We start from the raw sequence: 24347 nt of genomic DNA, 5'->3' as shown, positions 1-24347 counted from the left end.
CGCTGTTGATTCAGCCCAGTTCGAATGCCTTGGTGGCGTATTCGTCGAGAAGCTGCTCCAGTCGTGAGGATTCCTTGACATGACCCTGTATGCCATCGCCCAGATCGATGTAGCCCAGCGAGTCGTCGGCTTTAGGCCATGCAGGCAATGGGATTCCCTCGGATTGACCATTGGGAACGCCGGTCCTGATGAAGTTGGACCAATAGGCGTTGACTTGCTTGGCCAGAATTCGGTCGTAGGCGGTCCATTGACGTGTCGGCGGCACGCCGGCATCCAGCGAGTCGAAGGTGTACCACAGTTCGCTGGAATGCCATGCCCAGTTTGCTGCTCGGGACCGGACGGTGCCGATGTCACCAATGCTTTGCGGGGTGATGTGCGAAAACACATAGGCGTATGTGGCCTGTTTGCTGCCGATGCGTCTGTTCATCATCCTGCCGAAGGCGCGGGCGACCATCAAATTCCTGCCGCCGTTGGTGCCGAGCCCGTATGTTTCCAATTCACGCGCAGTATACGCTGCGGTCTGGTCGGTGACGGTGACAAGGTTTCTGAAGTCATATTCGTCGTATAGGTCTCCAAGTAGTTGCCGATAGTGGGCGTAGAAATCCTGCGCCGTGATGATTCCGTGGTTGTCACCTTCGCCGTAGTTGGTGCCCGTGAGTATGTTGATCGAGTCGAGTGCCCCGGCGCGTATCGCATCGGCCGCCGATGCATGGACAATGTAATTGTCATCCTGCGTTATATGGCCCGTCCAGCCTGCACTGTCGGTATCCATGAGCTGTTCGGCGCTCATGGAGCGTAGCTTATCCAGCGGTATGTCTGGGGTGAGGCCGAGATCGTGGAGATAGATGGCTCCTCGTTGTTCGGCAGCTGATTGGGATTGATAGGTATCGGTCCATTTCAACCCGCTTTCGAGAATCATGCCCCGTATTGGTGCGGACAGCTTGGGAGAGGTCGCCATCGCCATGCATTTGGTAGTGCCGCCCGATTGTCCGCCGATGGTGATGCTGGATGGATCTCCGCCAAAGGCCGCGATATTGTCGACTATCCATTGCATGGCCTTGATCTGATCCATCAGACCGTAGTTGCCGCTATGGCCCTGTTCATTTGATAATTGCTCTAGGGCGAGATAGCCGAAAGCTCCAAGTCGTTGCTCGACGCTGACGACGACTATTCCGTGGGCTGCAAAAGCCGCGGCGTTTGTTTCCTGCTCGTATGCATACGCCTTGTCGAGGCTTCCTCCGTGGAACCATACGTAAACCGGCCGTTTGGTCGTGTCGATCAACGCGGACTGTGTGGTGGTGATGTTGAGGTAGAGGCAGTCCTCGCTCGTCTGCGGAACGGTTCCGTAGTAAAAGTCGGAGCACCACGGTTCAATGTCGGATTCGAGGTCCTGCATGGGCATGGGTTGGTAGTGATAGGCTTCGCGCACGCCTTTCCAGGGTTTGAGATCCTGCGGTGGTCTCCAGCGCAACGCTCCTACCGGCGGTTCGGCATAGGGTATGCCTCGGTATTCGACGAGGTCCTCCGGGCCCTTGTTGTTGACCGTGCAAAGGCCTTTCAGCAGGCCGTATCGCGTGGATACAACGGTTGGGTCCTCAGAGGTTGTCGGCTTGTGGCGTGCCCGCCGTGCAGCTGCTGGGCGCATGGTTTCCTCCTTTGGTCTGCGATTGTTCCGCCCGTTGCCGTATGTGGGCATGGCAAGGAACAACTAATATTGAGTTACTGACAGTAAGTTTAACGTGTTTTTTGCGGCGTGGGTGTATATATGACTAAAAAGCTGAAATTTCAACGAAAAATAGTGATAATCTGCCGCGATTCATGGATTTGACTTCGATTACTCTGAGTAATATACTTCAGATGTCGAAGCGCAGTGGATTCCCTCAATGTAGAGAAAGCCAAGGTGGCACCGCTGTCGCGCATCCACGAGACAAGGAAAGGAATAGGCATGGCTGTTGCGGAGCAACGTGCGTCGTTGGGCGTGCGGTTCGCGCGCTGGTGGCAGGGCTTCTTCTACCAGTGGCAGTTACAGATCATGGTGCTGCCTGGCATCATCTTCATGATCATCTTCAACTACATCCCGATCTACGGATTGGTGCTGGCATTCAAGAATTACACCGTGGTGGACACGATCGGCGACGCCCCATGGATCGGACTCGACAATTTCAAGATCATCCTCGGTGACTCTTATTTCTGGGATTCCGTCGTCAACACGCTGGGCATCAGCGTCATCAAGCTCGTCCTCGGATTCATCCTGCCGATCATCCTCGCCGTGATGATCTACGAGGTGCCGTGGAAGCCGTTCAAGAAGATCGTGCAGACCATCACCTACCTGCCGCACTTCTTCTCTTGGATCATCCTCGGTGGCATGCTGATCAGCTGGCTGTCTTCCAACGGCCTGCTGAACTCGACGCTGCACGTCTTCGGCATCGATGCTGGCGCGAACTATCTGCTCGACGCCGACAAGTACTGGGGCATCGCGTCGCTGTCCGATGTGTGGAAGGAGGCCGGCTGGGGCACGATCCTCTACTTGGCCACCATGGCCGGCATCGACCAGAGCCTGTACGAGGCGGCAGAACTCGACGGCGCGTCGAAGATCAAGCGCATCTGGCACATCACCCTGCCCGGCATCAGCAACATGATCACGCTCAACCTGATCCTGTCGGTCTCCGGTATCCTCAACTCGAACCTCGACCAGACCCTCGTGCTCATGAACTCGCAGAACCAGTCCAAGGCCGAGGTCATCAACTCGTACGTCTACCGCATGGGCATGACGCAAGGCGACTTCTCCTACGCCACCGCGGTCGGCCTCGGCATCTCGATCATCTCCGCGATCCTGCTGGTCGTCACCAATGCGGTCACCAAGAAAATCAACGACAACCAGTCGGTACTGTAAGGAAGCAGCATCATGGTACAAGACAAATCGCTCGCGCTCGATCCCAAGCGTCGCATCCGCCACTCCTCCCGTGCATTTGACGTGGTCAACTGCACACTACTGGTCATCTTCACGCTGCTGATTGCCGTGCCTGTGTGGAACATCGTCGTCGCATCGTTCTCCGCGTCTGGCTCGACCGGTGGACTCGCGCTGGTGCCTGACAAGTTCACGCTCGACAACTACAAGGCCGTGTTCACCGACGGCGGCATGTGGAACGCGCTGCTCATCTCCGTGGCGAAGACCGCGGTCGGTGTGGTCGCGCACACGCTGTTCTGCGCGCTGTTCGCCTACCCGATGAGCAAAGCGTACCTCAAGGGCCGCAAGCTGTATTCGGCAATGGGCATCATCACCATGTTCTTCGGCGGTGGCATGATCCCCACGTTCCTGCTCATCAAGTCGCTCGGCCTGCTTGACACGTTCTGGGTGTACATCATCCCCGCGCTGTTCAGCTACTACGACGTGATCATCCTGATGAACTTCTTCCGCCAGATCCCCGAATCGCTGATCGAATCCGCGAAGATCGACGGCGCGAGCGAATGGCGCGTCTTCTCCTCGATCATCTTGCCGCTATCGATGCCCGGACTGGCCACGATCGGCTTGTTCCACGGCGTCGCCCAGTGGAACGACTTCATGACCACGAAACTGTACGTTAACAATGAGCAGCTGTACCCGCTGCAGATGCGCCTATACAACATCATCATGCAGTCGCAGGCCGCGTCCGAGAACGGCAACATGGCCTCCGCCGTGCTAGATACCACCACGCGAGGCGTGCGCCTGTCGACCATCATCATCACGATCGTGCCGATCCTTGTGCTCTACCCGTTGGTGCAGCGATACTTCGTCGGCGGCACGATGCTCGGCGCGGTCAAGGGCTGAGACTGAGACGCTAACGGAAGCAAGGAGCACAGCAATGAAGAAGCGCAATCGCATCATCCGAACTCTCATCGCGGGTCTGGCCGCGATGGCAATGGTCGCCCCGCTGGCCGCCTGCGGCGTCGACAACGCCTACACCACGAACACGGTCGACGCCCTGCCTGACCCCGCGTACACGCTCTCTGCGGACAAGCCGGCCTGGCAGTCGGACACGTCCAAGGACAACACGCTCACCTGGTACGTGAACGCCGACTGGTGGAACAAGTCGTTCGGGCAGGACCTGATCACCAAGAAAATCAAGGAGGACCTTAACGTCGACATCAAGTTCGTCACGGGCGACGACACCAAGCTCAACACGTACTTCGCCGGTGGCGACCTGCCCGACGTAATCACCGTGTTCGATAGTACGTCGCGCGTTGCCAAGGCCGCGAAGAATTGGTCGTACCCGTTGCAGGACCTTGCTGCGAAATACGACCCGTACTTCATGAAGGTCGCCAAGAAGGAGACGCTTGACTGGTTCAAGCTCTCCGACGGCAAGACACACGGATACCCTTCGTACTCCAACACGTCCGAGGACTATAAGTCAGGCATGATCCACACCTCGCAGGCGTTCGTCATCCGCAAGGACGTGCTCGCCGCCATCGGCGACCAGGACTTCACCACGCCCGAAGGGTTCATCGCCGGCATGAAGGCCATCAAGGAGAAGTTCCCCGACCTCGTGCCGTTCGGATTCAACGACTTCAGCGGCGGCAACAGCTCGCTCGACACTGTGTTGCAGAACATGCTCGGCGTGCCCACCCTGAGCAAGGACGGCACGTTCTACGATCGGCAGATGGACGACGATTACCTGACTTGGCTCAAAACGCTACGGCAGGTGCACGAGGATGGCAACATCTCCGACGACAGCTTCGCCGATGATGGCGATACCTTCAAGGAGAAGGAGAGCACCGGCAAATACGCCACCATGCTGGTAACCGGCTTCGTCGGCCAGAGCGCGCCCCTGCAGCAGTGGGCTTCAACCGACCCGGACGGCCAGTACGTCGCCATCGACGGCATTCGCAGCACCAAGGGGCGCAAGCCCACGCTCAGCGAAACCGGTCTGAGCGGCTGGACCGTCAGCTACATCACCAAGCAGTGCAAGAACCCGGCCAAGGCCATCCAGATCTTCACCTACCTGCTGTCCGACTACGGCGAAATGCTCGTCAACTACGGCATCGAAGGCAAGACCTACACGACGAACGCCGACGGCACCGTCTCATGGACTTCCGAAGCCAACAAGATCCGCCTGAACGACTCCGAAAAATGGCAGAAGGAATACCGCATGGGCGAGTTTGTGCTCTTCGGCCACGACCGGTACAAGGCGCTCAACAAGGACTCCTTCGCCGACGCCATCAAGCAGTTCCAAGAGCACAACCAGCAGTATCTGACCCCGCAGTACGAGATCGAGAACATCGCGCCGGACGCCGGCACGCTGGAAGCCCGCTCGTACTCGGCCATCACGACCAAATGGTCGTCCACGCTGGTCTCGCTCATCCGAGCCGGTTCAGACAAGCAATTCGACAAGATCGTCGACCAATACAAAACGTTCCTGAAGAACAACGACATCGACGCCATCAACAAGGTGCGCAACGAGAAGATCAAGGCCAACGAGAAGCTGCTCGGTGAATAAGCCATCGTTTCGGGTCTGCCCCGTGACTGGACAGACCCGAAACGTCTCACACCCAACATGTATGACCATAAGGAAGCCAATCCCATGAACACCATATATATGACCGATGGACCGGAACGCATGTTCACGCCGATCGAAGAGGACGCAGCCGGCGCCGCCGACGTGACGATAACCGTCGATCCCGGACACCGACATCAGAGCATCGACGGATTCGGCGCATCGTTCACCGACGCATCCGCCCACCTGATCGGTCAGGTGCTCGACGACGGGGATCGCACGTACGCGATGTCCAAACTGTTTGATCCCAAACTCGGCATTGGGCTGTCGTTGCTGCGCAACCCAATGGGGGCTTCGGACTACGCGCGTACGATCTACAGCTACGACGACATGCCCAACGGGTACGAGGACATGGAACTTGAGCACTTCTCGATCTATCACGACGAGGACGGCATCATCCCGCTGACCAAGTGGGCCATGGAACTTAACCCGCAGCTCAAACTCATCGCCTCTCCGTGGAGCGCACCGGGATGGATGAAGACCAGCGGTTCCATGATCGGCGGAGAGCTCAAGGAAGACCGCTACGAGGTGTACGCCCGGTACTTTGTGCGGTTCCTTCAGGCGTACGCCGAACAGGGGGTTCCGGTCTTCGCCGTCACGCCTCAGAACGAGCCGCTGTTCATGCCCGGCCACTATCCGGGCATGCTGATGCCGGCGGATCGGGAGGTGCGTTTCGTGCGTGACTTCCTGCGTCCCGCCCTGCGCAAGGCGGGATTCGACACACGCGTGTTCGGCTACGACCACAACTGGGATCGCATCGACTATCCGCTGAACCTGCTCGACGACGCGTTCGACGCGTTTGACGGCATCGCATGGCACTGGTATGGCGGCCGGCCTGTCAGCCAGTCACGCGTCGCGGCGATCTTCCCCGACAAGGACGTGTACTTCACCGAGGGGTCCGGCGGCGAATGGATACCCGAATTCGAGCCGGCTTTCAGCAACCTTATGCGCACCGGCATCGACATCCTGCGCAACGGGTCGAAATCGTTCATCCTGTGGAACCTCGCGCTTGACGAGCACAATGGGCCGGTCGTTCCCGGCTTCGGCCGCAGCACCTGTCGCGGTCTGCTGCGCGTCGACCAGACCGACCGGACCGTGGAATACACGCTGGACTATTACGGTCTGGCCCACTTCAGCAAGTTCATCCGCCCCGGCGCGGTGCGTATCGACAGCAGTCAGACCGTCGGCGTGCGTTCGCTGGCCTGCCGCAACACGGACGGTTCGACGGTCGCGGTGTTGTTCAACGACGCGGATCATGCCGTGCGGGTCGTTGTGGAAGTGTGTGGCATGGACGGTTCGCCGTGCACGGCTACGATGCCGGCCAAGGCAGCGTTGACCGTGGTCTGGAACGACGAGAATAATGGCATGCGATGAAATTGTTTTCCATTGGCGGCAGGCTGTACCGCACGCTTGAACTGGTCTGGCAGGTGATGGAACTGAGCCTGCTGTTCCTGCTCGGCTCCGTGCCGATCGTTACGATCGGGACGAGTGCGGCGGCGATGTTCCGCGTGCGGTTCGACATGATCGAAGAAGGGGCCGTGCCGATAGTGTCCCGTTTCCGGTCGGCCTACCTGCGTGCTTTGAGGCGTGCGGTACCGGCATGGCTGATCGTGGTCGTCGGATTCGTCTTGCTGCTTGCCGTATACTGGGGTGTCTCCATGCTGACGGGAGGCAACCAGTACGTGCTGATGCCGCTGATCGTGGTCGGAGCCGTGTGGATGCTGACATGCGTCAATGTGTTTCCTCTACTCGCGTCTCGGCCGGCATTGGACGTTCCGGTGGTGGTGTTGTTCCGTGAGGCCGTCCGTGCCGGCCTCGGACATGTGCTGCAATCCGCGTTGATGGTATGTGTGCTGCTGGCAGCCGCGCTGTCGGTGGTGTTCGTGCCGTGGCTGCTGTTCGTGGCGCTGTTCTTCTTCCCCGGACTGGCATGCTACGCGAGGGTGTGGCTCGTCCGGTGGGCACGTGCGGGAACAGTGCAGCCATGACGACATGACTGGCAAACGCCGTATGGAAAATCCTGATCGTATGATCGTAGTAGGTAGGTCAATTTATGCAGGACAAAGCGCAGCACAATGAACGCGACCGCGGGGGCAAACCCCGCAAGCACCGCCCGGAAACCGAGCAGAAGCGACGCGAGATCATCGCCGCCGCGTCGCAGGTGTTCGCGGAAAAGGGATTCAACGACGGGACGCTGGAAGAGATCGCCGAACGTACCGGTCTCACGCGGGCCGGCGTGCTCCACCACTTCGGATCCAAAAGCGCCCTGCTGATGGAAGTGGTGAAGAACCGCGACGTTTCTGGCGGCCAGCGGCGTGAGCAGACGCACATCGACCACGGCGAGGACTGGTTCCGCCATCTTGCCGCCACGGCCGACGACAATGCCAAGCATCCGGGCATGGTACGTCTGTTCACCATGATGTCCGGGGAATCGGTCGTCAAGAAGAACACCAGTATGCCGTACTTCCGGGACCGCTACCGCGATCTGCGCAACGACCTCATGGCCTCGTTCGTCCAGATGGCCAAGGAACGCAAGGCCACCATCAACATGGCCGAGGCCGAGATGGCGAGCTCGGCCATCATTGCGGTCATGGACGGCCTGCAATATCAGTGGCTGCTGCAGCAGGGAGACGAGAACGACGAGACCGAAACGTCCGAAGACGACAGCCCTGTCGATCTCGCGGAGTACACGCGCTACGCCATCAACGTGATCGTCGCGGCCGTGCTCGAACACCATGACGATCCACCGCTGATCCAATAACCAGTGCCAGCCGGTAAGGGTTAGTCGAACCGATTTGTACGGGAGACCGTGCGGACGCCCGTGTGAGATGTACGAAACGGCTTGAGCCCTGTCAGTGGAGCTGGCCGTCGGTGATGAAGAAGGCGTGGGCGTCGCCGTGGCGCTTGTTGCCGATGTAGCGGCGGAACAGGGCGAGGCGTTCGACGGTGCTCTTGGCGAGCGGCTGGGGGAGCGCGTCGAGATCGAACCAGCCGACGTTGAGGCTTTCCTCGTCGCCGACGAACGGGTCGGCGTTGCCGCCCGGCTTGACCGTGCACAGGAACGAATGGTCCATGTACATGGTGTTGTCGCCGTTCGCGTAGGTGGTGACCTTGTCGGAGGAGATCACGGCGACCAGATCAGTGACGACCGCGTCCACGCCGGTTTCCTCCTTGATCTCGCGGATCACCGTGTCGCCCGGTTGCTCGCCCGGCTCGTTGATGCCGTAGACCATCGCCCATTCGCCGGTGTCGGAGCGGCGGCCGAGCAGGATGCGGCCGGAATCATCCAGCACGCAGCCGGTCACGCCCATCAGCCACAACAGATCATGGCCGATTTTCTTACGTAGTTCGAGTACGAAATCTGGGGTTGGCATAGGTAAGTCCTTTCGTGTTTATACACAAGTTCCCCTTGCTAGGGGAGCTGTCGGCGAAGCCGACTGAGGGGTAGTCAAAAGGATGGGCGTCATGGCGCTTGACTACCCCCTCAGTCTCACTGCGTTCGACAGCTCCCCTGGCAAGGGGAGCCGAGAAAAATATCACTTCCAGCGGCGGGCCGAGACGGCGTCGGCGAGCTCGTGCAGGAGCCGTTCGGTTTCGGGCCAGCTGATGCACTTGTCGGTGATCGACTTGCCGTAGACGAGTTGGTCGAGCGGCGCGGCGGGCTGGTTGCCGCCTTCGATGAAGCTTTCCATCATCACGCCGGTGATGCCGGTCTCGCCATCGGCGATGCGCCGCGCGATGTCGCGCACGACTTCGGCCTGCCGGTGTTCGTCCTTGCCGGAGTTGCCGTGCGAGCAGTCGACGATGAGCCCGTGCGCGGCGGCCGAGTCGGCGGGCATCATCGCGCGGATGTCCTCCATCGCGCGCCGTACGGATTCGGCGTCGTAGTTCGGCCCGTGGATCGAGCCGCGCAGCACGACGTGGCAGTCGGGGTTGCCGAGCGTTTCGACCGCGCACGCGCGGCCCATGTGGTCGATGCCGAAGAACGTGTGCTGCTGCGCGGACGCGTAGCAGCCGTTGACCGCGGCCTTGACGGATCCGTCGGTCGCGTTCTTGAAGCCGATCGGCATGGACATGCCGCTGGCGAGCTGGCGGTGCACCTGCGATTCGGTGTTGCGCGCACCGATCGCGCCCCAGCTGACCGCGTCGGCGATGAACTGCGGGCTGGTCGGCTCGAGGAATTCGGTCGCGGCCGCAAGTCCTTCGCCGAGCACGCCGAGCAGCGTCTTGCGTGCGAGCAGCAGGCCCTTCTTGATGTTGTGCGTGCCGTCGATGTCGGGGTCGTTGATGAGTCCCTTCCAGCCGACGGTCGTGCGCGGCTTTTCGAAATAGACGCGCATGACGATGAGCAGCTCGCCCTCCACTTCCTTCATCACGCGTGCGAGTCGGCTCGCGTAGTCGAGCGCGGCGGCCGGATCGTGCACGGAGCACGGGCCGACGATGACGAGCAGGCGGTCGTCCTGACCGTACAGGCAGGCGCGGATTTCGTCGCGCGAGTAGGCGACGATCTCCTGCGCGGCCGCGTCGAGCGGCAGTTCAGCAAGCACCTGCGCCGGCGTGGGCAGCGGTTCGAGTTCGACGACGCGGCGGTTGATGATCCGATCGACGCCGACCTGATCCTCCCAGCGCGGCACGTCGGTGGCGATGAGCGGGTTCTTGCCCTCGCGCATGGCCTGCCGGATGGCGCGCAGTTCCTCAGGCGTGTTGAGCGGCTGCGGGTGCGCCAGGCTGGCGGGCACCGCGATGTCTCCTCCGGCCGCGTTTCCGGGCGCAGCTCCCGTGTTCTTCTGCTGCTGCATAATAATGGTCTCCTTGAACGTCAATCCTTCCCCAAACCTAAAGGCCCGCGGGGACGAATCGGCGCGCGCGGCGCCTATCCGCACCGCGGCAGAATTCATGCGCTGTTCACCCGGGGTCTTGTCCGCTCCCCCGCCCGGCCCGTACGATGGCTGATAGTTGTTGTCATGGTCAGGAGTCGTTATGTCAAGTCCTGTGTCCTCCTCCGAATCGTCGTCGGCCGCCGCGGCCGCGGTGCCGGCCGGCGCGAAGCTTACGAAACGCGAGAAGCAGTGGATCGTCTACGACGTCGGCAATTCGGCGTTCGTACTGCTGAGCACCGCCGTCGTGCCGATCTACGCGAAATCGCTCATGCCCGCGGACGGCAACATCGTCTCCGCTTGGGGTTACGCGCAAACGATCGCATCGCTCGTCATCGCGCTGCTCATGCCGCTGCTCGGCTCGATCGCCGACGTGCAGGGCATGAAGATCAAGTTCTTCCTCGGCTTCTTCGGCACGGGCGTGGTCATGTGCTGCGCGATGGCGCTGCCGCTGACCTGGCTGCCGTTCCTGATCGTGTACGTGCTCGCGACGATCGGCCTGAACGGCTCGCTCACGTTCTACGATTCGATGCTCATCGACACGACCGACAACGATCGCATGGACAAGGTGTCGTCGCACGGCTACGGCTGGGGCTACGTCGGTTCGACGGTGCCGTTCATCCTGTGCATCGCGCTGATCTTCGGCGGCCCGTCACTGCTCGGCTGGTCGACGGTCGCATGCACGCGCGCGAGCTTCGTGATCACGGCCGCATGGTGGGTGGCGTTCACGATCCCGCTGCTGACGAGCTACAAGCAGGTGCACTACCGCGCGACCCGCGAGCACGCGCGCGCGGCGATCCACGGCACGTTCACCGAACTGGGCGGCACGCTGCGCAAGCTGGTGAGGAACAAGCCGCTGTGGATGTTCATGATCGCGTTCTTCTTCTACATCGACGCGGTGAACACGGTGATCTCGATGAGCACGTCATACGGCACGCAGCTCGGCATCGATTCGACGCAGCTCGTGGTGGCGCTGCTCGTGACGCAGTTCGTCGCGTTCCCGTGCGCGATCCTGTACGGACGTCTGGCCGGCCGGTTCGGATGCAAGCCGATGATCATGGCCGCAGTTGTCGCGTACATGTGCATCGTGTTCTTCGCCGCGTTCTTCCTGCGTTCGGCCGTGCAGTTCTGGATCCTCGCGATTCTCGTGGGCATGTTCCAGGGCGGCATCCAGGCGCTCTCGCGTTCGTACTACGGCAAGATCATTCCCAAGGAGCACGCCAACGAATACTACGGCCTGTACGACATCTTCGGCAAGACCGCCTCGATTCTCGGCACGTTCCTCGTGGCCACCACCACGTCGCTGACCGGCAACGCCTCGCTCGGCGTCCTCTCGATCGCGATCCTGCTCGTCGTCGCACTGGTCTTCCTCACCCTGCAGAAGGATCCGACGAAGACCGCCTGACCCTTCCGACGGCCATCGAATTGCCCCGAGCACGCATGACAACGGCTTTTTGCGATCTGTGAGGCAGATTTGCAACATTGCACAGGTCTTTCTGCGATCTGTGAGGCAGCGCATCTGGGACACTCGTGCCAGCAGACCCGCCTGAGGGCAGTTCGGGGGTATATATCGGCCCGTTCTTCGTCCCATGTTGCCTCACAGATCAAAGAAAGACCCTTACACATCCCGTAATCTGCCTCACAGATTGCGAATTGCGCCCATAACCGCCGCGAGTCCGTTGCCGCCTACTCCCACACGTCGAGACGGCGGTTCTTGTAGTAGAACTCGCGATCCTTCTCCCCGATCTCGCGTACGGCTTTGCACGGCACACCGTACGCGACCGTATTCGCCGGAATGTCGTGGCTGACGACCGAGCCGGCGCCGATCACGCAGTTGTCGCCGATGGTCACGCCCGGCAGGATCGTCACGTTCGCGCCGACCCACACGTTGCGTCCGATCGTGACCGGGATGCAGTACACGTAATGATGCTCGCGCAGGACCGGCAGCACCGGATGCCCGGCCGTGGCGATGACCACGTTCGGTCCGAACATGCACCAGTCGCCGATCGTGATGTCGGCGTCGTCCACGCAGGTGAAGTTTACGTTGCAGTACACGCCTTTGCCCATATGGACGTGGTGGAATCCCCAGTTCGCGTGCGCGGGCGTCTCGACGTGGCAGCCGTCGCCGATCTCGGCGAACATCTCCTTGAGGAGCTTCTGCTTGCCGTCCGTGTCGGTGGGATGGGTCTGATTGAACTCCCACAGTTTTTCCTGATATTCAAGCTGACCGCCCATGATGGACGGGTCGTCATAGTGGTACGGCAGCTGTTCGGTGCGACGTTGCGCGTTGTTGAGTTCAGCCATGTTGATGCTCCTCGTTGCATCCCAATGATTGCAGTTATGTTTGCGTTATCATTATATGCTGTTCGCACGCGGTTTCCTGCGTCTATGCCACGATTCACTTCACTCGCACACGCCACCATGCTTCATTAAGCGATGTCGCGTCCGAATGATGACCCCACTATGCCAGACCGCGCCGCCGACCGCCGTCATCTTGCGGTTGCGCATGCCGACCGCGGCGGCGATGCCGACGTGTCCCATCGGCGGCCCTCGCGTTCAGAGCAATCGCTTGATCAACCAGCCGTGACGCCCGCCTTCATAGATATCGTCGGTAAGCTGGTAGCCACGGCGTTCATAGAACGCATAGCGATCATCCTCCGCATGCACGGCGGCGAGCGTACCGCCTGCGAGCGCGATGCGACGTTCCGCTTCGGACAGGAGCGCCGAACCGATACGCCGCCCGCGCTCATCAGGCAGCACTGCGAGCCGCGCGATCACGTATCGTCCCGGCTGGCTGTCCGCATGATCGGGGTCCGTGTAGAACCGGCATGTTCCAACCGCCTGACCGCCATCGAACGCGAGCAGATGCGTAGCGTGCCCCAGTTCATCCCAGCCATCGAACTCGGGCCGCCACTTACGTTCGCGCACGAATACCCGCTCGCGGATCTCGCGCGCGACCGACGGCATCGCGCTATATGAACGGATCGTCACGGCAGCATCATCGCCGCGGCCACGTTCCGGCATGGCCGGCAGCAGTTCGCTGGCGATCATGGTGACGTTGTCGTCGATCATGATTCCGTCGACGGCCCGTTTGTCGAAGATCGCGTCGACCCACGCGCGATGCGCGGGATACGCCGGATCGTCCGGCAGCGGACTGTGCGAGTGCGAGTCCATGTACGTGCGCCACGTGTCGCGCGTGTAGCGGATCGGGTTGGGGAACCGGCGGATCGTCGGATGGTCGAAAAATTCGGCGGCCGTTTCGCGGAAGTGCCGCGCGCTGACGCCGATGTCGGCTGCGTCTTCGGGCGAGACGGCGGCGAGTGCAGCGGACGACTGCGCAACGCGCGCATCGGCCGCACCGGGTGAGATGGCGATCGCCTCGGACGACTGCGGCGCACTATCGCCAGCAGCGCGAGTAGCGTCGATCGAACCAGCAGCACCGCCGTCGGAAGTCGCCCCCGGCACTCCGCGATCCGCGCCGCGCATCATCGCCGAATCAAACGACGTGCTGTTGTAGATCGACACGAGCAGGAACCGGTCGCCGCGGCTGATGCGCCGGCATTCGGCGAGGAACGCGTCGTGATTGAACCAGTGCAGCGCCTGCGCGCACACGATCGCGTCGACGCTGTGGTCGGGCAGGGTCGTGTGTTCTGCCGTGCCGGCCGCGACGGTAACGTTCGCGTACGGCCGGGTCGCGTCGAGCAGCACGCCGCGCATGTCGGCGTCCGGTTCGACCGCGTGCACGTCGTAATGATGATCGAATCCGTACCGCGCGATCGGCACGGTGAACTTGCCTGTGCCCGCGCCAATGTCGGCGACGACGGAACCGTCCGGGATCAGCGAGCCGATGTACGCGATAGCCGCGTCCGGATAGCCGGGGCGCGCGTCGGCGTACGCTTGCGCCTTGCCGTGAAACAGCGTTTGTTGGGAAGCCATACCGCCCAGCCTAGTCCGGTGCCGCGCTTGCCGATCCAGGCCGGCTGCGATGCGAGCCCGAACCCGAAACGAAACCGGCGCGGGCAGCCCGAGTCGCCGTTGGGCCGGCGCAAGTTTGGCAAGCCGCAAGGGCAACGGCGGAAGCCCGGACCACAACGCGAACCGCAATTCCGGACTGCGTGAGATAGACAGTTTGCCCGATTGTATTGCTTTACTCGCGTTTTCCCCGCTCCTAGAATGTCGGGTGGTTACGTGTATGAGCGGCCGACAGGCCGTGTTTGGGGAGAATCGAGCGAATCATGAGGAAGCGTATGATTACCGCCGCGATCGCCTCGCTGGCGTTGTGCGGCGTGGCGATGGCCATGCCGATGACCGCGATGGCGGACGGCGGCGACGCGAACGTCGACAGTCAAATGAGCGTGCGGAGCGACGCGCTGCAGCATCTGCACGATACGAACACGCAGATCAGGAACGATATCGATACGGCCAAGCAGCACGCCGAACAGCTGCACAACCAGGCGCATCAGGATGCGGACGACATCCGCGCAAACCACGAGCAGGCGTGGCAGGACGCACAGCAGGCGCACGACGACATCAAGAACACGATCGACGGCGCCTACGACAAGGCGCACGACGCGCATGACACGCTGCATCAGGATCTTACGGACACCAAGCAGCACGCCGATCAGCTGCACAGCGATCTCAAGGAGGACCACGACACGATCAAGCAGGAGCATGACCAGTTCGTGGACACGCAGCAGAAGGTGCACGACAGCATCAAGCAGGCCGTGAGCGACGCGAAGAAGAACACGAACTCCGGCGATTCCAGCAACTCCGCGGGTTCGTCGTCCGGTTCCACCGCGAACGCTTCGAGCAACGATTCCAGCAAGACCGGAACCACCGGCTCCAAGACGAGCGCCACCGGCACGAACGACTCGAACGGCTCGGCCTCCAAAAACGGCGCCGCCACCAACGCCGCCGTCAACACGAGCACCGGAGTGAGCGGCATCCTCGCTTCGACCGGCGTGAGCGCTCCGGTGATGGCCGCCGTCGCCTGTCTCGGCATCCTGCTGCTGGCCCTGTTCACCTACAGCATCAAGTCCTACCTGCACGACCGCCAGTCCGGTTCCGCCGAGTAGTTCCGACGCGACCCGCATCGCATCCCCTCCGCAGAACTCTGGCTTGTGGGCATAACCGGTCGCATATGAATACATCGTGGGCATTGCATCGTGGGCATAGACGGGACACGAAGAGACGATATTGCGTCAGTTGGTGTCCCGCCTATGCCCACGATCGTATAAACATCCCGTTCATACCCACAATCCAAGCCCCATAATGTCCCGCCTATGCCCACAACCGGGATGATGCCTCCTGCCAAGTCCTTGACCGAGTCTATTCCTGTACCACTTATGCCCACAATCATTCATGAAACCGTGTCGGTCAAGCCCGAAGCCGCCTACAAAACGCCCTCGCTTGTGATACTGGCGGTTTTCGCTCACTACGTTCTCCCCACCGAGTGAAAACCGCCACGACTAAACCACCGGGCACACATTTTGGCCTATAACCCGGCATCGGCTGGTACACATCCAACAACCACCAAACAACAATGCAAAAGGGCTTCCGAGCGATTGCTCGGAAGCCCTTGTCTGTGGAGCTAAGGGGATTCGAACCCCTGACCCTCTCCATGCCATGGAGATGCGCTACCAGCTGCGCCATAGCCCCAAATGTCACCCGCGGCAAGCCACGAGATCGTGGGTGATGTAGGAATCGAACCTACGACCCCTTCCGTGTGAAGGAAGTGCGCTAGCCGCTGCGCCAATCACCCAGTCGCACGACCAGACTCGCGTCCGATCCAATCGGTCGGCAGTTCCCCGCCGATCAATCGTGGGCGATACAAGATTCGAACTTGTGACCCCTTCCGTGTCAGGGAAGTGCGCTACCTCTGCGCCAACCGCCCGGGTCTCATCTCCCGAAACCCCGAATCACCGGCATTCCGAAAAACTAGAGCGGACAACGGGACTCGAACCCGCGGTCTCAACCTTGGCAAGGTTGCGCTTTACCAACTAAGCTATGTCCGCAATCTGCTGCCGTAGAGGCAACAGATGGATAATCTACACGAACCACGCCACGCACGCAAGCGCACGGCGTGTCGCAAGGATTTCCAACGCTTTTTCAGACCGCACGACCAGCGCCAAAGCCGTCACAGCCCGTACACCTCGCGCGCGAACCGCTCGAGCACCGGGATCGACCGCTTCACCTTCTCGGTGTCAATGCAGTACGCCATGCGGAAGTACCCAGGCACGCCGAAGCTCTCCGACGGCACGAGGATCAGGTCGTAGTCCTTGGCCTTCATGCAGAATGCGGTCGCGTCGTCCTCGAGCGCCTTGGGGAAGATGTAGAACGTGCCGCCGGGCCGCACCACGTCGAATCCGATCGAGGTCAGCGCATCGTACAGCAGGTTCATGTTCGTCTCGTACACCGACAGATCCGACGTCTCGTCAATCACGCGAGCCACGGCAAGCTGTGCGGTCGAGCTCGGGCAGTTGTGGCCGGTGCCGCGCGAGATCTGGCCGAACATCGGCACGAGCAGTTCGGCGTCGGTGGCGCGCGGGTTGACGGCCACGTAGCCAATGCGCTCGCCGGGCAGCGAGAGCGACTTGGACCACGAGTAGCAGCTGAGCGTGTTGTCGTAGTACTTCGACGGATACGGCTGCTCGCCGCCGTCGAACACGATCTCGCGGTACGGCTCGTCGCTAATGAGGAAGATGTCGTGCCCGTATTCGGCCTGCCGCGCGCGCAGGATTTCGGCAAGTCGGCGCAACGTCGCCTCCGAGTACACCGCGCCGGACGGGTTGTTCGGCGTGTTGATGAGCACGGCGGCGGTCTGCGGCCCGAGCGCCGCCTCGAACGCGTCGAAGTTGATCTGGAAGTTGTCGGTGTCGGCCGGCACGACGGTCAGGTATGCGCCGGTGCCGCTCACGTACGGCTGGTATTCGGGGAAGTACGGCGCGAACGTAATCACCTCGTCGCCGGGCTTGGTCACCGCGCGCAGGGCGTGCGCGAGCGCGCCGGCCGCGCCGGTGGTCGGGAAGATGTGCGCGGCGGTGTAATCCATACCGAATCGCCGGTTGAGGCTGTCGGCGATGGTCTCGCGCACGCTCGGGATGCCAAGCGACGGGCTGTAGCCGTGCAGCGCGACCGGTTCGGCCGTCTCATACATGTCGATGACGGTCTTGGTGTAGTCGGGCGGGCACGGCACGCTCGGATTGCCGAGGCTGTAGTCGAATACGTTGTCGTAGCCGATGGCCGCGCCGCGCGCGGTCGCGTACTCGCTCAAGGATCGGATCACCGACTTGCCGCCGAGCATCGCCTTGTACTGTTCGTTGATCATCGCAACCTCCCCGTTGTCGTGCGCGACCGCAAGCGCGGTCGCATATGGTTTCGTTTCTACCACCGGCCGGGCACAAGCCGCATGTTCGTCTCGCGTTGCGTTCCGCGTCGCACGCACGTTTCTTCCACCGGCTCACCCCCCGCCAATGCCGACGGTCGAGACCCAAGCAACACACCAATTTCGCGCCGATCGCCGCGTTTGTTCACCGGCGGCTTCACGCCGGTTCACTATGATTTGCTGTAGGACTGCGATCATGGAACCGTCGGTTCGTCGAACGTCGGAAACGGAGGTGCGCGATGGCCAACATCACCGATTACGCGCGCACCGAGACGCGCGGGTTCGCGACGGTGCCGTTCCGCGCGGCGGACGCGCTGACGCTGGCGATTCTCGTGTACGACGACGTGCCGGACGACGTGCCGTGCCTTGCGGACGTAATCGACCGGTACGGCACGTTCGGCGCGCGCGTGCGATCGTTTTCACCACGTCATCCGATCATGTCGCTGCGCAATCTCGCGCACGCCCCATACGACGGTGTGACGATCGCCGCCGCCGACGCCGAACTGCACGGCGGGGTCGTCAATCGCGACCACGACGTCAACAGCATCGCGCTGGTCGACCCGCAGCTTACGCACGACTTCTACCGCGCGGTGGCGGCGAATCCGCGCTTTGCCGACATCGAGATGAACGCGTACGCAGCGCAATTCGACGCGAAGGCGCAGACGCAGTTCGCCGCGCTCACCTACCGTCTGCCGGACGGCACGCTGGCGGTCGCATTCCGTGGCACGGACGATTCGCTGGTCGGCTGGAAGGAGGACTTCAACATGTCCTTCCAGTATCCGGTACCGGCGCAGGTGTCCGCGGCCGAGTATCTGAAGCAGGTGGCCGGCCTGTGGGATGGGCCGATCGTGCTGACCGGCCATTCCAAGGGCGGCAATCTCGCAGTGTATGCGGCGATGAACGCGCCGGACGAGATCCGCGAGCGCGTCACGCGCATCTATTCGCTGGATGGGCCAGGTTTCCCGCCGGACGTGGTGAACGGCTACGAGTACGGCACGGTCAAGGACCGGATCGTCAAGATTGTGCCCGATTCGTCGATTATCGGCATGATTCTGGAGACGCCGGAGCGCTGCACGGTGGTCAAGTCCGACGTGGAGGGCGTGATGCAGCATTTCGCGTTCTCGTGGCAGATGTGCGGCGGCGAATTCGTGCAGGTGGAGGATCTGGCGCACAGTTCGAAGCTGTTCAACGAGTCGCTGAACAAGTGGCTGGCCGGCTTGAGCCAGGAACAGCGCGAGCACGCGGTGGACGCGCTATTCGCGGTGATCGAGGCAAGCGGCGCGAACAACATCGGCGGCGTGATGTCGGCGGGCGCGAAGGCGATTCCGGAAATGCTGGGCGCGTACGTGGGGCTCACGCCGGAGGACCGGCGCAACATCACGCAGGCGATGATGATCCTGCTGCCCGCCGCGCTCGCACGCAATTCCAAGGTCTCCCGCCGCTGACGCACCCACAGGTAATAGACACCTTGTCCAATATCGGCGTATCATAAAGCCTAGACAATGTGACCAATAATCGGCCGAAAGGAGCAGACGACATTGCCACGCCCACGCCGGGACTCCGAAATCCTGCCCGCCAGGGAACGCATGGAAAACGCGTTCTGGGAGTTGCTCGCAGACCGCGAATACCACAAGATCACCGTCACCGACGTCGTGCACGAAGCCGGCGTCAACCGCAACTCGTTCTACTATCACTACAGCGGCCTGCCGGAACTCGCCGACTCGGCCATCATGCACGTCGTACACGAAGCGCGCCCCATGCTGCCCGAGCCCGGCTCGGATCCGGACGCGACGTGGCGCGAAACCATGACCACGCTGCTGCGGTCGCCCGAACACCGCGAACGGCTCGACCGGCTCGCACTGATCGCCGGCCCGCACGGCTCCCCCGAACTGGTCGACTCGCTGCGCGACTTCGGCCGGCTCACCATCATCAACGGCCTGCAACTGCCGGACAGGCTCGACCTGAAAACCGATCTCATGCTCGACTTCACGATCGGCGGCATGCTCGCTGTGATCAGCCGCTGGCCGCAGCTGCGCGACACGGTCACGGTCAACGACCTGCTCAACGAGGACGTGGCCATGCTCGCCATGAGCATGGTCCTGTCGCTGTCGCGCAAGGACCTGCTCGAATACTGGCACCGCATCTTCCGCAACAACCTGCCGTCGGACGACGTCGCTGCGGCACCGGCGCCGCAACTCTAGTCCTCGCCGGCACCGTCCTGCGATCCGCGTGACGATTCGCGCAATTCGCCGGACGCGGGCGGCTCCGGCGGCGACACCATCACCCGCAGCGCGCTCGACGGCAGCCCCTTGACCACCGCCGCGACCAGCGCCCGCGTCGAACGATCCGTGTCCTTCGCGGCGAGCAGGATCTTCGGCAGCGCGTCCGTCCAGTGCGCCGCGAGATCGGCGAAATTCGCGTATCCAGCCGCGGCGACGATGTCGTACACCTGGTCGATCGTGACCTCGCGCTGCCGCTGATCGACGCCGGCCAGCCACGTCGCGATCGTGCGGTCGACGAACTGCGCGCCTGCGCTCAGCCCGTCCGCGGTCACGAACCGGCCGTCGGCGACCTGCCAGCTGCCGCCCATATGCTGCAGGATGCCGATCGCGTCAGCCTTGACAATCGAACATTCAACCGGCCCGTCGTCAAGCAGGCGCCCAATGACCGACGCTTCCGGCACAGTCTTGTCGATACGTCCCGCGATCGAACGGTACGCCGGCGATCCGGTTACGGACGAGTCGAAACCGGGCCCATCGTGCGAGTAGACGCGAATGATGCGCGGTTCGACGATCGGCAGATTGCCGGCGTTCTGCGGCACGGCCGGCAGTTCGCGGTCATTCCGCGCGACGTCGATCATCGCCGAGCATTCGCGCGCAGCCAACGACATCGCCGCCCAGATAGCGCATGCGCCGCCCTTCGAATGCCCGCCGATCATCAGGCTCGCCGCGGGCGCGCCAAGCACGCCGGCCGAACGCGCGGCGACGGACGCCAGATAGTCGGCGGCGGAACGCTGCGACGGCACCGGGCAGCGCACGGCCATGTTGAAGTCCTCCTTCCAGCCGACCAGCGTGCCGTCTGTGCCGCGGAACGCGACGTACAGCAGACCGCCCGGATAGTCGAGCCCGCGGCAGTCGCCCAAGTCGAACGTCATCGCGCTGAACTGCTGCTGGTCGTCCTCGTCCAGCCGTTCGGCGTACTCCCCCACGCGAATGCCGCGGTAGCGCGGCGACTCGCACACGGCCCGCAGCAGGCCGAGCCGATACTCGTTCACCGGCTCGGAACCGGTGGTGAACATGGCCGGATAATCCTCGGCGCGCAGGGCGTGCGCGAGCGGCACGGTCGCCACCGTTTTCGTCGTATTGAACCGCGGCACCGCCTCCGGCATGTGAACGTACGCGAGTTCCGACAGGACCAGCGAGTCCACGGCGCTGAACGGCAGCCGGGCAAAGTCGCGGAATTCCGTGCGCGCGTAATCGAGAATGTTCCCCATGCGTTCCATCGTAGTCGCGCGGCGGCGTTCCCCGCCGGCTTTCGGTGTCGTCACAGGTTGCGCGAAAACGGCTGGGTAGGATGAAAAACAACGAATGTGGTACCGAGCGGCCGGCAAACGCCGGTGCAGCGGGCCCATGATGATGGAAACGGACTGAACTGAATATGGACACGACTGCGGCCACCGATTCGCTTACCGACATGCTCACTTGGCTGGAAGGTAACTCCGGCAAGATCATTTTCTTCGTGGCGGTGTTCGTCGTCGCGTGGGTGGTGGTGAAAGGCATCAGCAAGCTGCTGCGCAAGGTGCTCGATCGCACGGACATGCCGAACGCGTCGATTTTCGTCAACATCGTGCGCGTGCTGATCTGGGTGTGCGCGGCGACGGTCGTGCTGAAGCCGGTGTTCGGCATCGACCCGACCACACTGATGACGGCTCTCGGCGTCGGCGGCATTGCCGTGTCGCTGGGCTTGAAGGATACGGTCGCGAACATCGTGTCCGGATTCGGGCTCATGTTCGGCAAGGTGATCCAGCCGGGCGACCTGATCACCGTGGCCGGCACCACCGGCGTGGTCAAGGACATCACCTGGCGTCAGACCGTGGTGCTCGAACGCAACGGCAACGAGATGGTGATCCCGAATTCGGTGCTCAACACCGCGTCACTGGAAAAGCTCGCCCCGTCGAACGAGAGCATGGTCACCGTGCCGTTCACCGCGAAGGCGGGCGAGGACACGGCCGCGATCGAACGCCGCATCGTGACGGCGGTGTCGGCCGGAACCGCGGGAGTGGCCGTTGACGGCACTACGCCGCTGGTCAAATTCACCGGTTTTTCGCCGTACGGCATCGAAGGCCAGGTGCTCGTGTTCGCCAAGTCCGGCGTGCTGCTGTCGACCGCCCGCGACGCGGCCGTGCGCGCGCTGGCCGACGCCGATTTCATCGAACAGCGCGCGGCCATCGGCGCATGATCCGCGCGGTTTGACGATCAAGAGGCTAATTTGCCCATACGCAAAGGTCAGTTCAACGATCAAGAGACTGGTCTGCTGGCCGAGCATTGCATCTTTGAGGCGTAAACAGCCCCTAATCGGGGGCCGAAGGCCCCGTTTCGGTCGATCCGCGCCTCTCGATCGTCAAACTGACCCGTGCAGGCGCGCAAATCAGCCTCTCGATCGTTAAACCGACCTGCATGGTCGGCCGGCAATCGCTGCGGACGGTAACGGACGGCGCATGTGGCTTGCATCCGGCCGATATGACAATGCCCTTTGCCGGGAACCGTCGCGCAATGTGCGTGAACGGTCAGGCAAAGGGCATTATCGATAGGCCGTCAGACGCGAAATTACCGCAGCACGCCTTCGACGAGCGTGGTGATGAGGTCGGTGTAGCTCACGCCGGTGGCCTCCCATGCCTTCGGATACATCGAAATCGGCGTGAATCCGGGCATGGTGTTGATCTCGTTGACCATCACCTCACCGTCGGCGGTCACGAACGTGTCCACACGGCTCAGGCCAGTGCCGTCCACGGCCTTGAACGCCTTGACCGCGGTTTCGCGCACACGTTCAAGCACGTCGTCGGGCAGGTTCGCCGGCACCTCGACGTGGCTTGCGCTCGCATCCATGTACTTGCTGTCGAAGTCATAGAACTGATCGTCGCCGCCGGCGCGCTTGTCGAGCACGATTTCGCCCGGCCAGCTGGCCTTGGGTTCGTCGCCGGCCTTCGGGCAGAGAACCGCGCATTCGATTTCGCGCGCGTCGATGCCCTGTTCGATCAGGATGCGCCAGTCGTGCGGATACGCCGCGTACACGGCGGCGGCGAGTTCGGCTGCGTCGCCCGCATGCTCGACTTTAGTCACACCGAAGCTAGAGCCGGCGCGGGACGGCTTGACAAACAGCGGATATTCGAGTCCAGCCGATTCGACCTGTGCGACGAGATCGTCGCCGTTGGTTGCGAACTTGGAGTCAAGATCGAGCGTGCGCGCGTCGATGGTGATGCCGGGCGCGACCGGAATGCCGGCTGCCGCGAGCAGCACTTTCGTGTAATGCTTGTCCATACATGCGGCGGACGCGAGCACGCCGCAACCCACGTACGGCACGTTCATCATTTCGAGCAGGCCCTGGATCGTGCCGTCTTCGCCGTATGGTCCGTGCAGCACCGGCAGGACCGCGTCGACGTGGCCGAGCGATTCCATCGTGCCGTCCTCGTTGCGTGCGAAGAAGCCGTCCTGTCCGAGGGCGACGTCGAGCACCACGTCGCGGGCGCCGGCGGTCTTCTCGACGACGGGCAGTCCTTCGGCCATGTTCCAGCCGCGCGGGTCCTCGCCGCCGACGATCCACTGCCCGGCCTTGGTGATGCCGACGGGGATCGGCTCGAATCGTTCCGTGTCAAACGCGCGAAGTACCCCGGCCGCGGAAATGCAGGAAATCGAATGCTCGTCCGCCTTGCCGCCGTACATTACCACAATGCGCTTCTTGGCCATGATCTTCTTTCTATCTAGCCCGATGAATACTGCCCTATAGCCTACTAGCCCTGTGTCCTTGTCGTCTACTGAACTTGTGCGTACCCTGCAAAGCTTTTTCCGGGCACACTTTCCGGGCACCTTCGTCGGATCTTCAGCGACTGCTGCTCTCAGTGAAGCTCGTGCTGCACATATGCGAAGAGCCCCGAACCATCATGGTTCGGAGCTCTTGTTACGTGTTGATGCGGCGGTGTGCTACTCTCCCACACTCTGTCGGGTGCAGTACCATTGCCGTGCCAGGCCTTAGCTTCCGGGTTCGGAATGGAGCCGGGCGTCTCACCTGGGCCATGACCGCCGCAAATCTTTAATTAACAGTTAAACAAGCATGCTCGTTTAACCGGTATTCGTGATGGTTTGGGAACCGGAGAGTGAACGCGAGTGTTTTTCGTATGGTGTTGATCGTGTGATCGTGAGTATTCCTTGTCACCTCACAAGATCTTGCATGGTATCGATGCGTGTCACACTCATACGAGTGTGCATAGTTGGTTGCTGTTCCCTGTTAGTACCGGTCAGCTCCACCGCTTGCACGGCTTCCACGTCCGGCCTATCAACC

19 protein-coding genes, 4 tRNA genes, 1 rRNA gene and 1 pseudogene are annotated in these 24347 nt (G+C 62.0%); 11 read left to right on the top strand and 14 right to left on the bottom strand.

The features are described 5' to 3' along the window. Window positions 1–10 precede the first annotated feature (10 nt). Window positions 11–1645, bottom strand: a complete 1635-nt coding sequence (locus BBIA_RS08760) for a carboxylesterase/lipase family protein (RefSeq protein WP_033496596.1) — start codon at window positions 1643–1645, stop codon at window positions 11–13. Window positions 1646–1945: 300 nt separating this feature from the next. Here BBIA_RS08760 and BBIA_RS08755 point away from each other — a divergent pair, with 300 nt between their 5' ends. The 6 genes from BBIA_RS08755 to BBIA_RS08730 all read left to right on the top strand — a co-directional run bounded on the left by BBIA_RS08755 (window position 1946) and on the right by BBIA_RS08730 (window position 8292). Then, on the top strand, window positions 1946–2893 hold the full coding sequence (locus BBIA_RS08755; RefSeq protein WP_033496598.1) for an ABC transporter permease: 948 nt from the start codon (window positions 1946–1948) through the stop codon (window positions 2891–2893). A gap of 12 nt (window positions 2894–2905) precedes the next feature. Further along, window positions 2906–3808, top strand: a complete 903-nt coding sequence (locus BBIA_RS08750; protein WP_033496600.1) for a carbohydrate ABC transporter permease — start codon at window positions 2906–2908, stop codon at window positions 3806–3808. Between the two features lie 34 nt (window positions 3809–3842). Then, window positions 3843–5474, top strand: a complete 1632-nt coding sequence (locus BBIA_RS08745; protein WP_033496602.1) for a type 2 periplasmic-binding domain-containing protein — start codon at window positions 3843–3845, stop codon at window positions 5472–5474. A gap of 84 nt (window positions 5475–5558) precedes the next feature. Further along, entirely contained in the window at window positions 5559–6905 is a 1347-nt protein-coding gene (locus BBIA_RS08740; protein ID WP_033496604.1) for a glycoside hydrolase family 30 protein, read from the top strand. Then, complete coding sequence (locus BBIA_RS08735) at window positions 6902–7519, top strand: DUF624 domain-containing protein (RefSeq protein WP_033496606.1); 618 nt, start codon at window positions 6902–6904, stop codon at window positions 7517–7519. The genes BBIA_RS08740 and BBIA_RS08735 overlap by 4 nt, the downstream gene beginning before the upstream one ends. 65 nt (window positions 7520–7584) lie before the next feature. Then, window positions 7585–8292 (top strand): TetR/AcrR family transcriptional regulator, encoded by a 708-nt coding sequence (locus BBIA_RS08730; RefSeq protein ID WP_051923931.1) that lies wholly within the window; start codon window positions 7585–7587, stop codon window positions 8290–8292. A gap of 91 nt (window positions 8293–8383) precedes the next feature. Here BBIA_RS08730 and BBIA_RS08725 read toward each other — a convergent pair whose 3' ends face one another. Beyond that, complete coding sequence (locus BBIA_RS08725; RefSeq protein ID WP_035138283.1) at window positions 8384–8905, bottom strand: NUDIX hydrolase; 522 nt, start codon at window positions 8903–8905, stop codon at window positions 8384–8386. Window positions 8906–9067: 162 nt separating this feature from the next. After that, entirely contained in the window at window positions 9068–10201 is a 1134-nt protein-coding gene (locus tag BBIA_RS08720; protein WP_236023638.1) for a 3-deoxy-7-phosphoheptulonate synthase, read from the bottom strand. A 310-nt stretch (window positions 10202–10511) separates the two neighbouring features. Between BBIA_RS08720 and BBIA_RS08715 the strand changes: the two genes are divergently transcribed. Further along, entirely contained in the window at window positions 10512–11813 is a 1302-nt protein-coding gene (locus BBIA_RS08715; RefSeq protein WP_033493839.1) for an MFS transporter, read from the top strand. A gap of 281 nt (window positions 11814–12094) precedes the next feature. Here the strand turns inward: BBIA_RS08715 and BBIA_RS15070 are convergent, their stop codons facing one another. The 3 genes and pseudogenes from BBIA_RS15070 to BBIA_RS14920 all read right to left on the bottom strand — a co-directional run. After that, window positions 12095–12712 carry a sugar O-acetyltransferase gene (locus BBIA_RS15070; RefSeq protein ID WP_033493838.1) on the bottom strand — a complete coding sequence of 206 codons (618 nt, stop codon included), beginning with the start codon at window positions 12710–12712 and terminating at the stop codon, window positions 12095–12097. A 252-nt stretch (window positions 12713–12964) separates the two neighbouring features. Beyond that, window positions 12965–13375: a GNAT family N-acetyltransferase gene (locus tag BBIA_RS14925; RefSeq protein ID WP_238548481.1), complete on the bottom strand. Its 411-nt coding sequence runs from the start codon at window positions 13373–13375 to the stop codon at window positions 12965–12967. Between the two features lie 588 nt (window positions 13376–13963). Beyond that, window positions 13964–14344 (bottom strand): annotated as a pseudogene (locus BBIA_RS14920) (class I SAM-dependent methyltransferase); the annotation flags it as partial. Between the two features lie 299 nt (window positions 14345–14643). Between BBIA_RS14920 and BBIA_RS08700 the strand changes: the two are divergent. Further along, the gene (locus tag BBIA_RS08700) at window positions 14644–15483 is read left to right on the top strand and encodes a coiled-coil domain-containing protein (RefSeq protein ID WP_152600533.1); all 840 of its coding nucleotides are present in this window, start codon (window positions 14644–14646) and stop codon (window positions 15481–15483) included. A gap of 510 nt (window positions 15484–15993) precedes the next feature. Here the strand turns inward: BBIA_RS08700 and BBIA_RS08695 are convergent. The 5 genes from BBIA_RS08695 to BBIA_RS08675 all read right to left on the bottom strand — a co-directional run bounded on the left by BBIA_RS08695 (window position 15994) and on the right by BBIA_RS08675 (window position 17735). Continuing rightward, window positions 15994–16066: transfer RNA gene (locus tag BBIA_RS08695), tRNA-Ala, on the bottom strand. A 30-nt stretch (window positions 16067–16096) separates the two neighbouring features. Continuing rightward, window positions 16097–16169 (bottom strand) — tRNA-Val (locus tag BBIA_RS08690). A gap of 60 nt (window positions 16170–16229) precedes the next feature. After that, window positions 16230–16301 (bottom strand) — tRNA-Val (locus BBIA_RS08685). A 48-nt stretch (window positions 16302–16349) separates the two neighbouring features. Then, window positions 16350–16422, bottom strand: a tRNA-Gly gene (locus BBIA_RS08680). Window positions 16423–16544: 122 nt separating this feature from the next. After that, complete coding sequence (locus BBIA_RS08675; protein WP_033493836.1) at window positions 16545–17735, bottom strand: pyridoxal phosphate-dependent aminotransferase; 1191 nt, start codon at window positions 17733–17735, stop codon at window positions 16545–16547. Between the two features lie 296 nt (window positions 17736–18031). On the opposite strand from BBIA_RS08675, the gene BBIA_RS08670 reads away from it, so the two are divergent. Next, the gene (locus BBIA_RS08670) at window positions 18032–19237 is read left to right on the top strand and encodes a DUF2974 domain-containing protein (protein ID WP_033493835.1); all 1206 of its coding nucleotides are present in this window, start codon (window positions 18032–18034) and stop codon (window positions 19235–19237) included. A 93-nt stretch (window positions 19238–19330) separates the two neighbouring features. After that, entirely contained in the window at window positions 19331–19993 is a 663-nt protein-coding gene (locus BBIA_RS08665) for a TetR/AcrR family transcriptional regulator (RefSeq protein WP_033493833.1), read from the top strand. Here BBIA_RS08665 and BBIA_RS08660 read toward each other — a convergent pair. Continuing rightward, window positions 19990–21285 (bottom strand): Mbeg1-like protein, encoded by a 1296-nt coding sequence (locus tag BBIA_RS08660; protein WP_081892192.1) that lies wholly within the window; start codon window positions 21283–21285, stop codon window positions 19990–19992. The genes BBIA_RS08665 and BBIA_RS08660 overlap by 4 nt on opposite strands. Window positions 21286–21449: 164 nt before the next feature. Here BBIA_RS08660 and BBIA_RS08655 point away from each other — a divergent pair, with 164 nt between their 5' ends. Then, entirely contained in the window at window positions 21450–22250 is an 801-nt protein-coding gene (locus BBIA_RS08655) for a mechanosensitive ion channel family protein (RefSeq protein WP_051923929.1), read from the top strand. 368 nt (window positions 22251–22618) lie between these two features. On the opposite strand, the gene BBIA_RS08650 is transcribed toward BBIA_RS08655, so the two are convergent. Both BBIA_RS08650 and rrf read right to left on the bottom strand, forming a co-directional pair. Further along, window positions 22619–23755 (bottom strand): D-alanine--D-alanine ligase family protein, encoded by a 1137-nt coding sequence (locus BBIA_RS08650; RefSeq protein ID WP_033493831.1) that lies wholly within the window; start codon window positions 23753–23755, stop codon window positions 22619–22621. A gap of 221 nt (window positions 23756–23976) precedes the next feature. Continuing rightward, window positions 23977–24093 (bottom strand): 5S ribosomal RNA (gene rrf / locus BBIA_RS08645). Between the last annotated feature and the right edge of the window lie 254 nt (window positions 24094–24347).

Source organism: Bifidobacterium biavatii DSM 23969, from assembly GCF_000741165.1.
GTDB lineage: Bacteria > Actinomycetota > Actinomycetes > Actinomycetales > Bifidobacteriaceae > Bifidobacterium > Bifidobacterium biavatii.
Note: the sequence above shows the minus strand (reverse complement) of the source record. Positions and strands in the feature narration are given on the sequence as shown.

What these genes read in the sequence shown, in the direction of transcription:
- BBIA_RS08700 (WP_152600533.1), top strand. Translation starts at nt 14,644, where the DNA reads ATGAGGAAGCGTATGATTACCGCCGCGATCGCCTCGCTGGCGTTGTGC.
- BBIA_RS08745 (WP_033496602.1), top strand. Translation starts at nt 3,843, where the DNA reads ATGAAGAAGCGCAATCGCATCATCCGAACTCTCATCGCGGGTCTGGCC.
- BBIA_RS08725 (WP_035138283.1), bottom strand. Translation starts at nt 8,905, where the DNA reads ATGCCAACCCCAGATTTCGTACTCGAACTACGTAAGAAAATCGGCCAT.
- BBIA_RS08675 (WP_033493836.1), bottom strand. Translation starts at nt 17,735, where the DNA reads ATGATCAACGAACAGTACAAGGCGATGCTCGGCGGCAAGTCGGTGATC.
- BBIA_RS08755 (WP_033496598.1), top strand. Translation starts at nt 1,946, where the DNA reads ATGGCTGTTGCGGAGCAACGTGCGTCGTTGGGCGTGCGGTTCGCGCGC.
- BBIA_RS08660 (WP_081892192.1), bottom strand. Translation starts at nt 21,285, where the DNA reads ATGGGGAACATTCTCGATTACGCGCGCACGGAATTCCGCGACTTTGCC.
- BBIA_RS08740 (WP_033496604.1), top strand. Translation starts at nt 5,559, where the DNA reads ATGAACACCATATATATGACCGATGGACCGGAACGCATGTTCACGCCG.
- BBIA_RS08750 (WP_033496600.1), top strand. Translation starts at nt 2,906, where the DNA reads ATGGTACAAGACAAATCGCTCGCGCTCGATCCCAAGCGTCGCATCCGC.
- BBIA_RS08715 (WP_033493839.1), top strand. Translation starts at nt 10,512, where the DNA reads ATGTCAAGTCCTGTGTCCTCCTCCGAATCGTCGTCGGCCGCCGCGGCC.
- BBIA_RS08670 (WP_033493835.1), top strand. Translation starts at nt 18,032, where the DNA reads ATGGCCAACATCACCGATTACGCGCGCACCGAGACGCGCGGGTTCGCG.
- BBIA_RS08760 (WP_033496596.1), bottom strand. Translation starts at nt 1,645, where the DNA reads ATGCGCCCAGCAGCTGCACGGCGGGCACGCCACAAGCCGACAACCTCT.
- BBIA_RS08650 (WP_033493831.1), bottom strand. Translation starts at nt 23,755, where the DNA reads ATGGCCAAGAAGCGCATTGTGGTAATGTACGGCGGCAAGGCGGACGAG.
- BBIA_RS08735 (WP_033496606.1), top strand. Translation starts at nt 6,902, where the DNA reads ATGAAATTGTTTTCCATTGGCGGCAGGCTGTACCGCACGCTTGAACTG.
- BBIA_RS08720 (WP_236023638.1), bottom strand. Translation starts at nt 10,201, where the DNA reads ATGCGCGAGGGCAAGAACCCGCTCATCGCCACCGACGTGCCGCGCTGG.
- BBIA_RS15070 (WP_033493838.1), bottom strand. Translation starts at nt 12,712, where the DNA reads ATGGCTGAACTCAACAACGCGCAACGTCGCACCGAACAGCTGCCGTAC.
- BBIA_RS08730 (WP_051923931.1), top strand. Translation starts at nt 7,585, where the DNA reads ATGCAGGACAAAGCGCAGCACAATGAACGCGACCGCGGGGGCAAACCC.
- BBIA_RS08655 (WP_051923929.1), top strand. Translation starts at nt 21,450, where the DNA reads ATGGACACGACTGCGGCCACCGATTCGCTTACCGACATGCTCACTTGG.
- BBIA_RS14925 (WP_238548481.1), bottom strand. Translation starts at nt 13,375, where the DNA reads ATGCCGTCGGTCGCGCGCGAGATCCGCGAGCGGGTATTCGTGCGCGAA.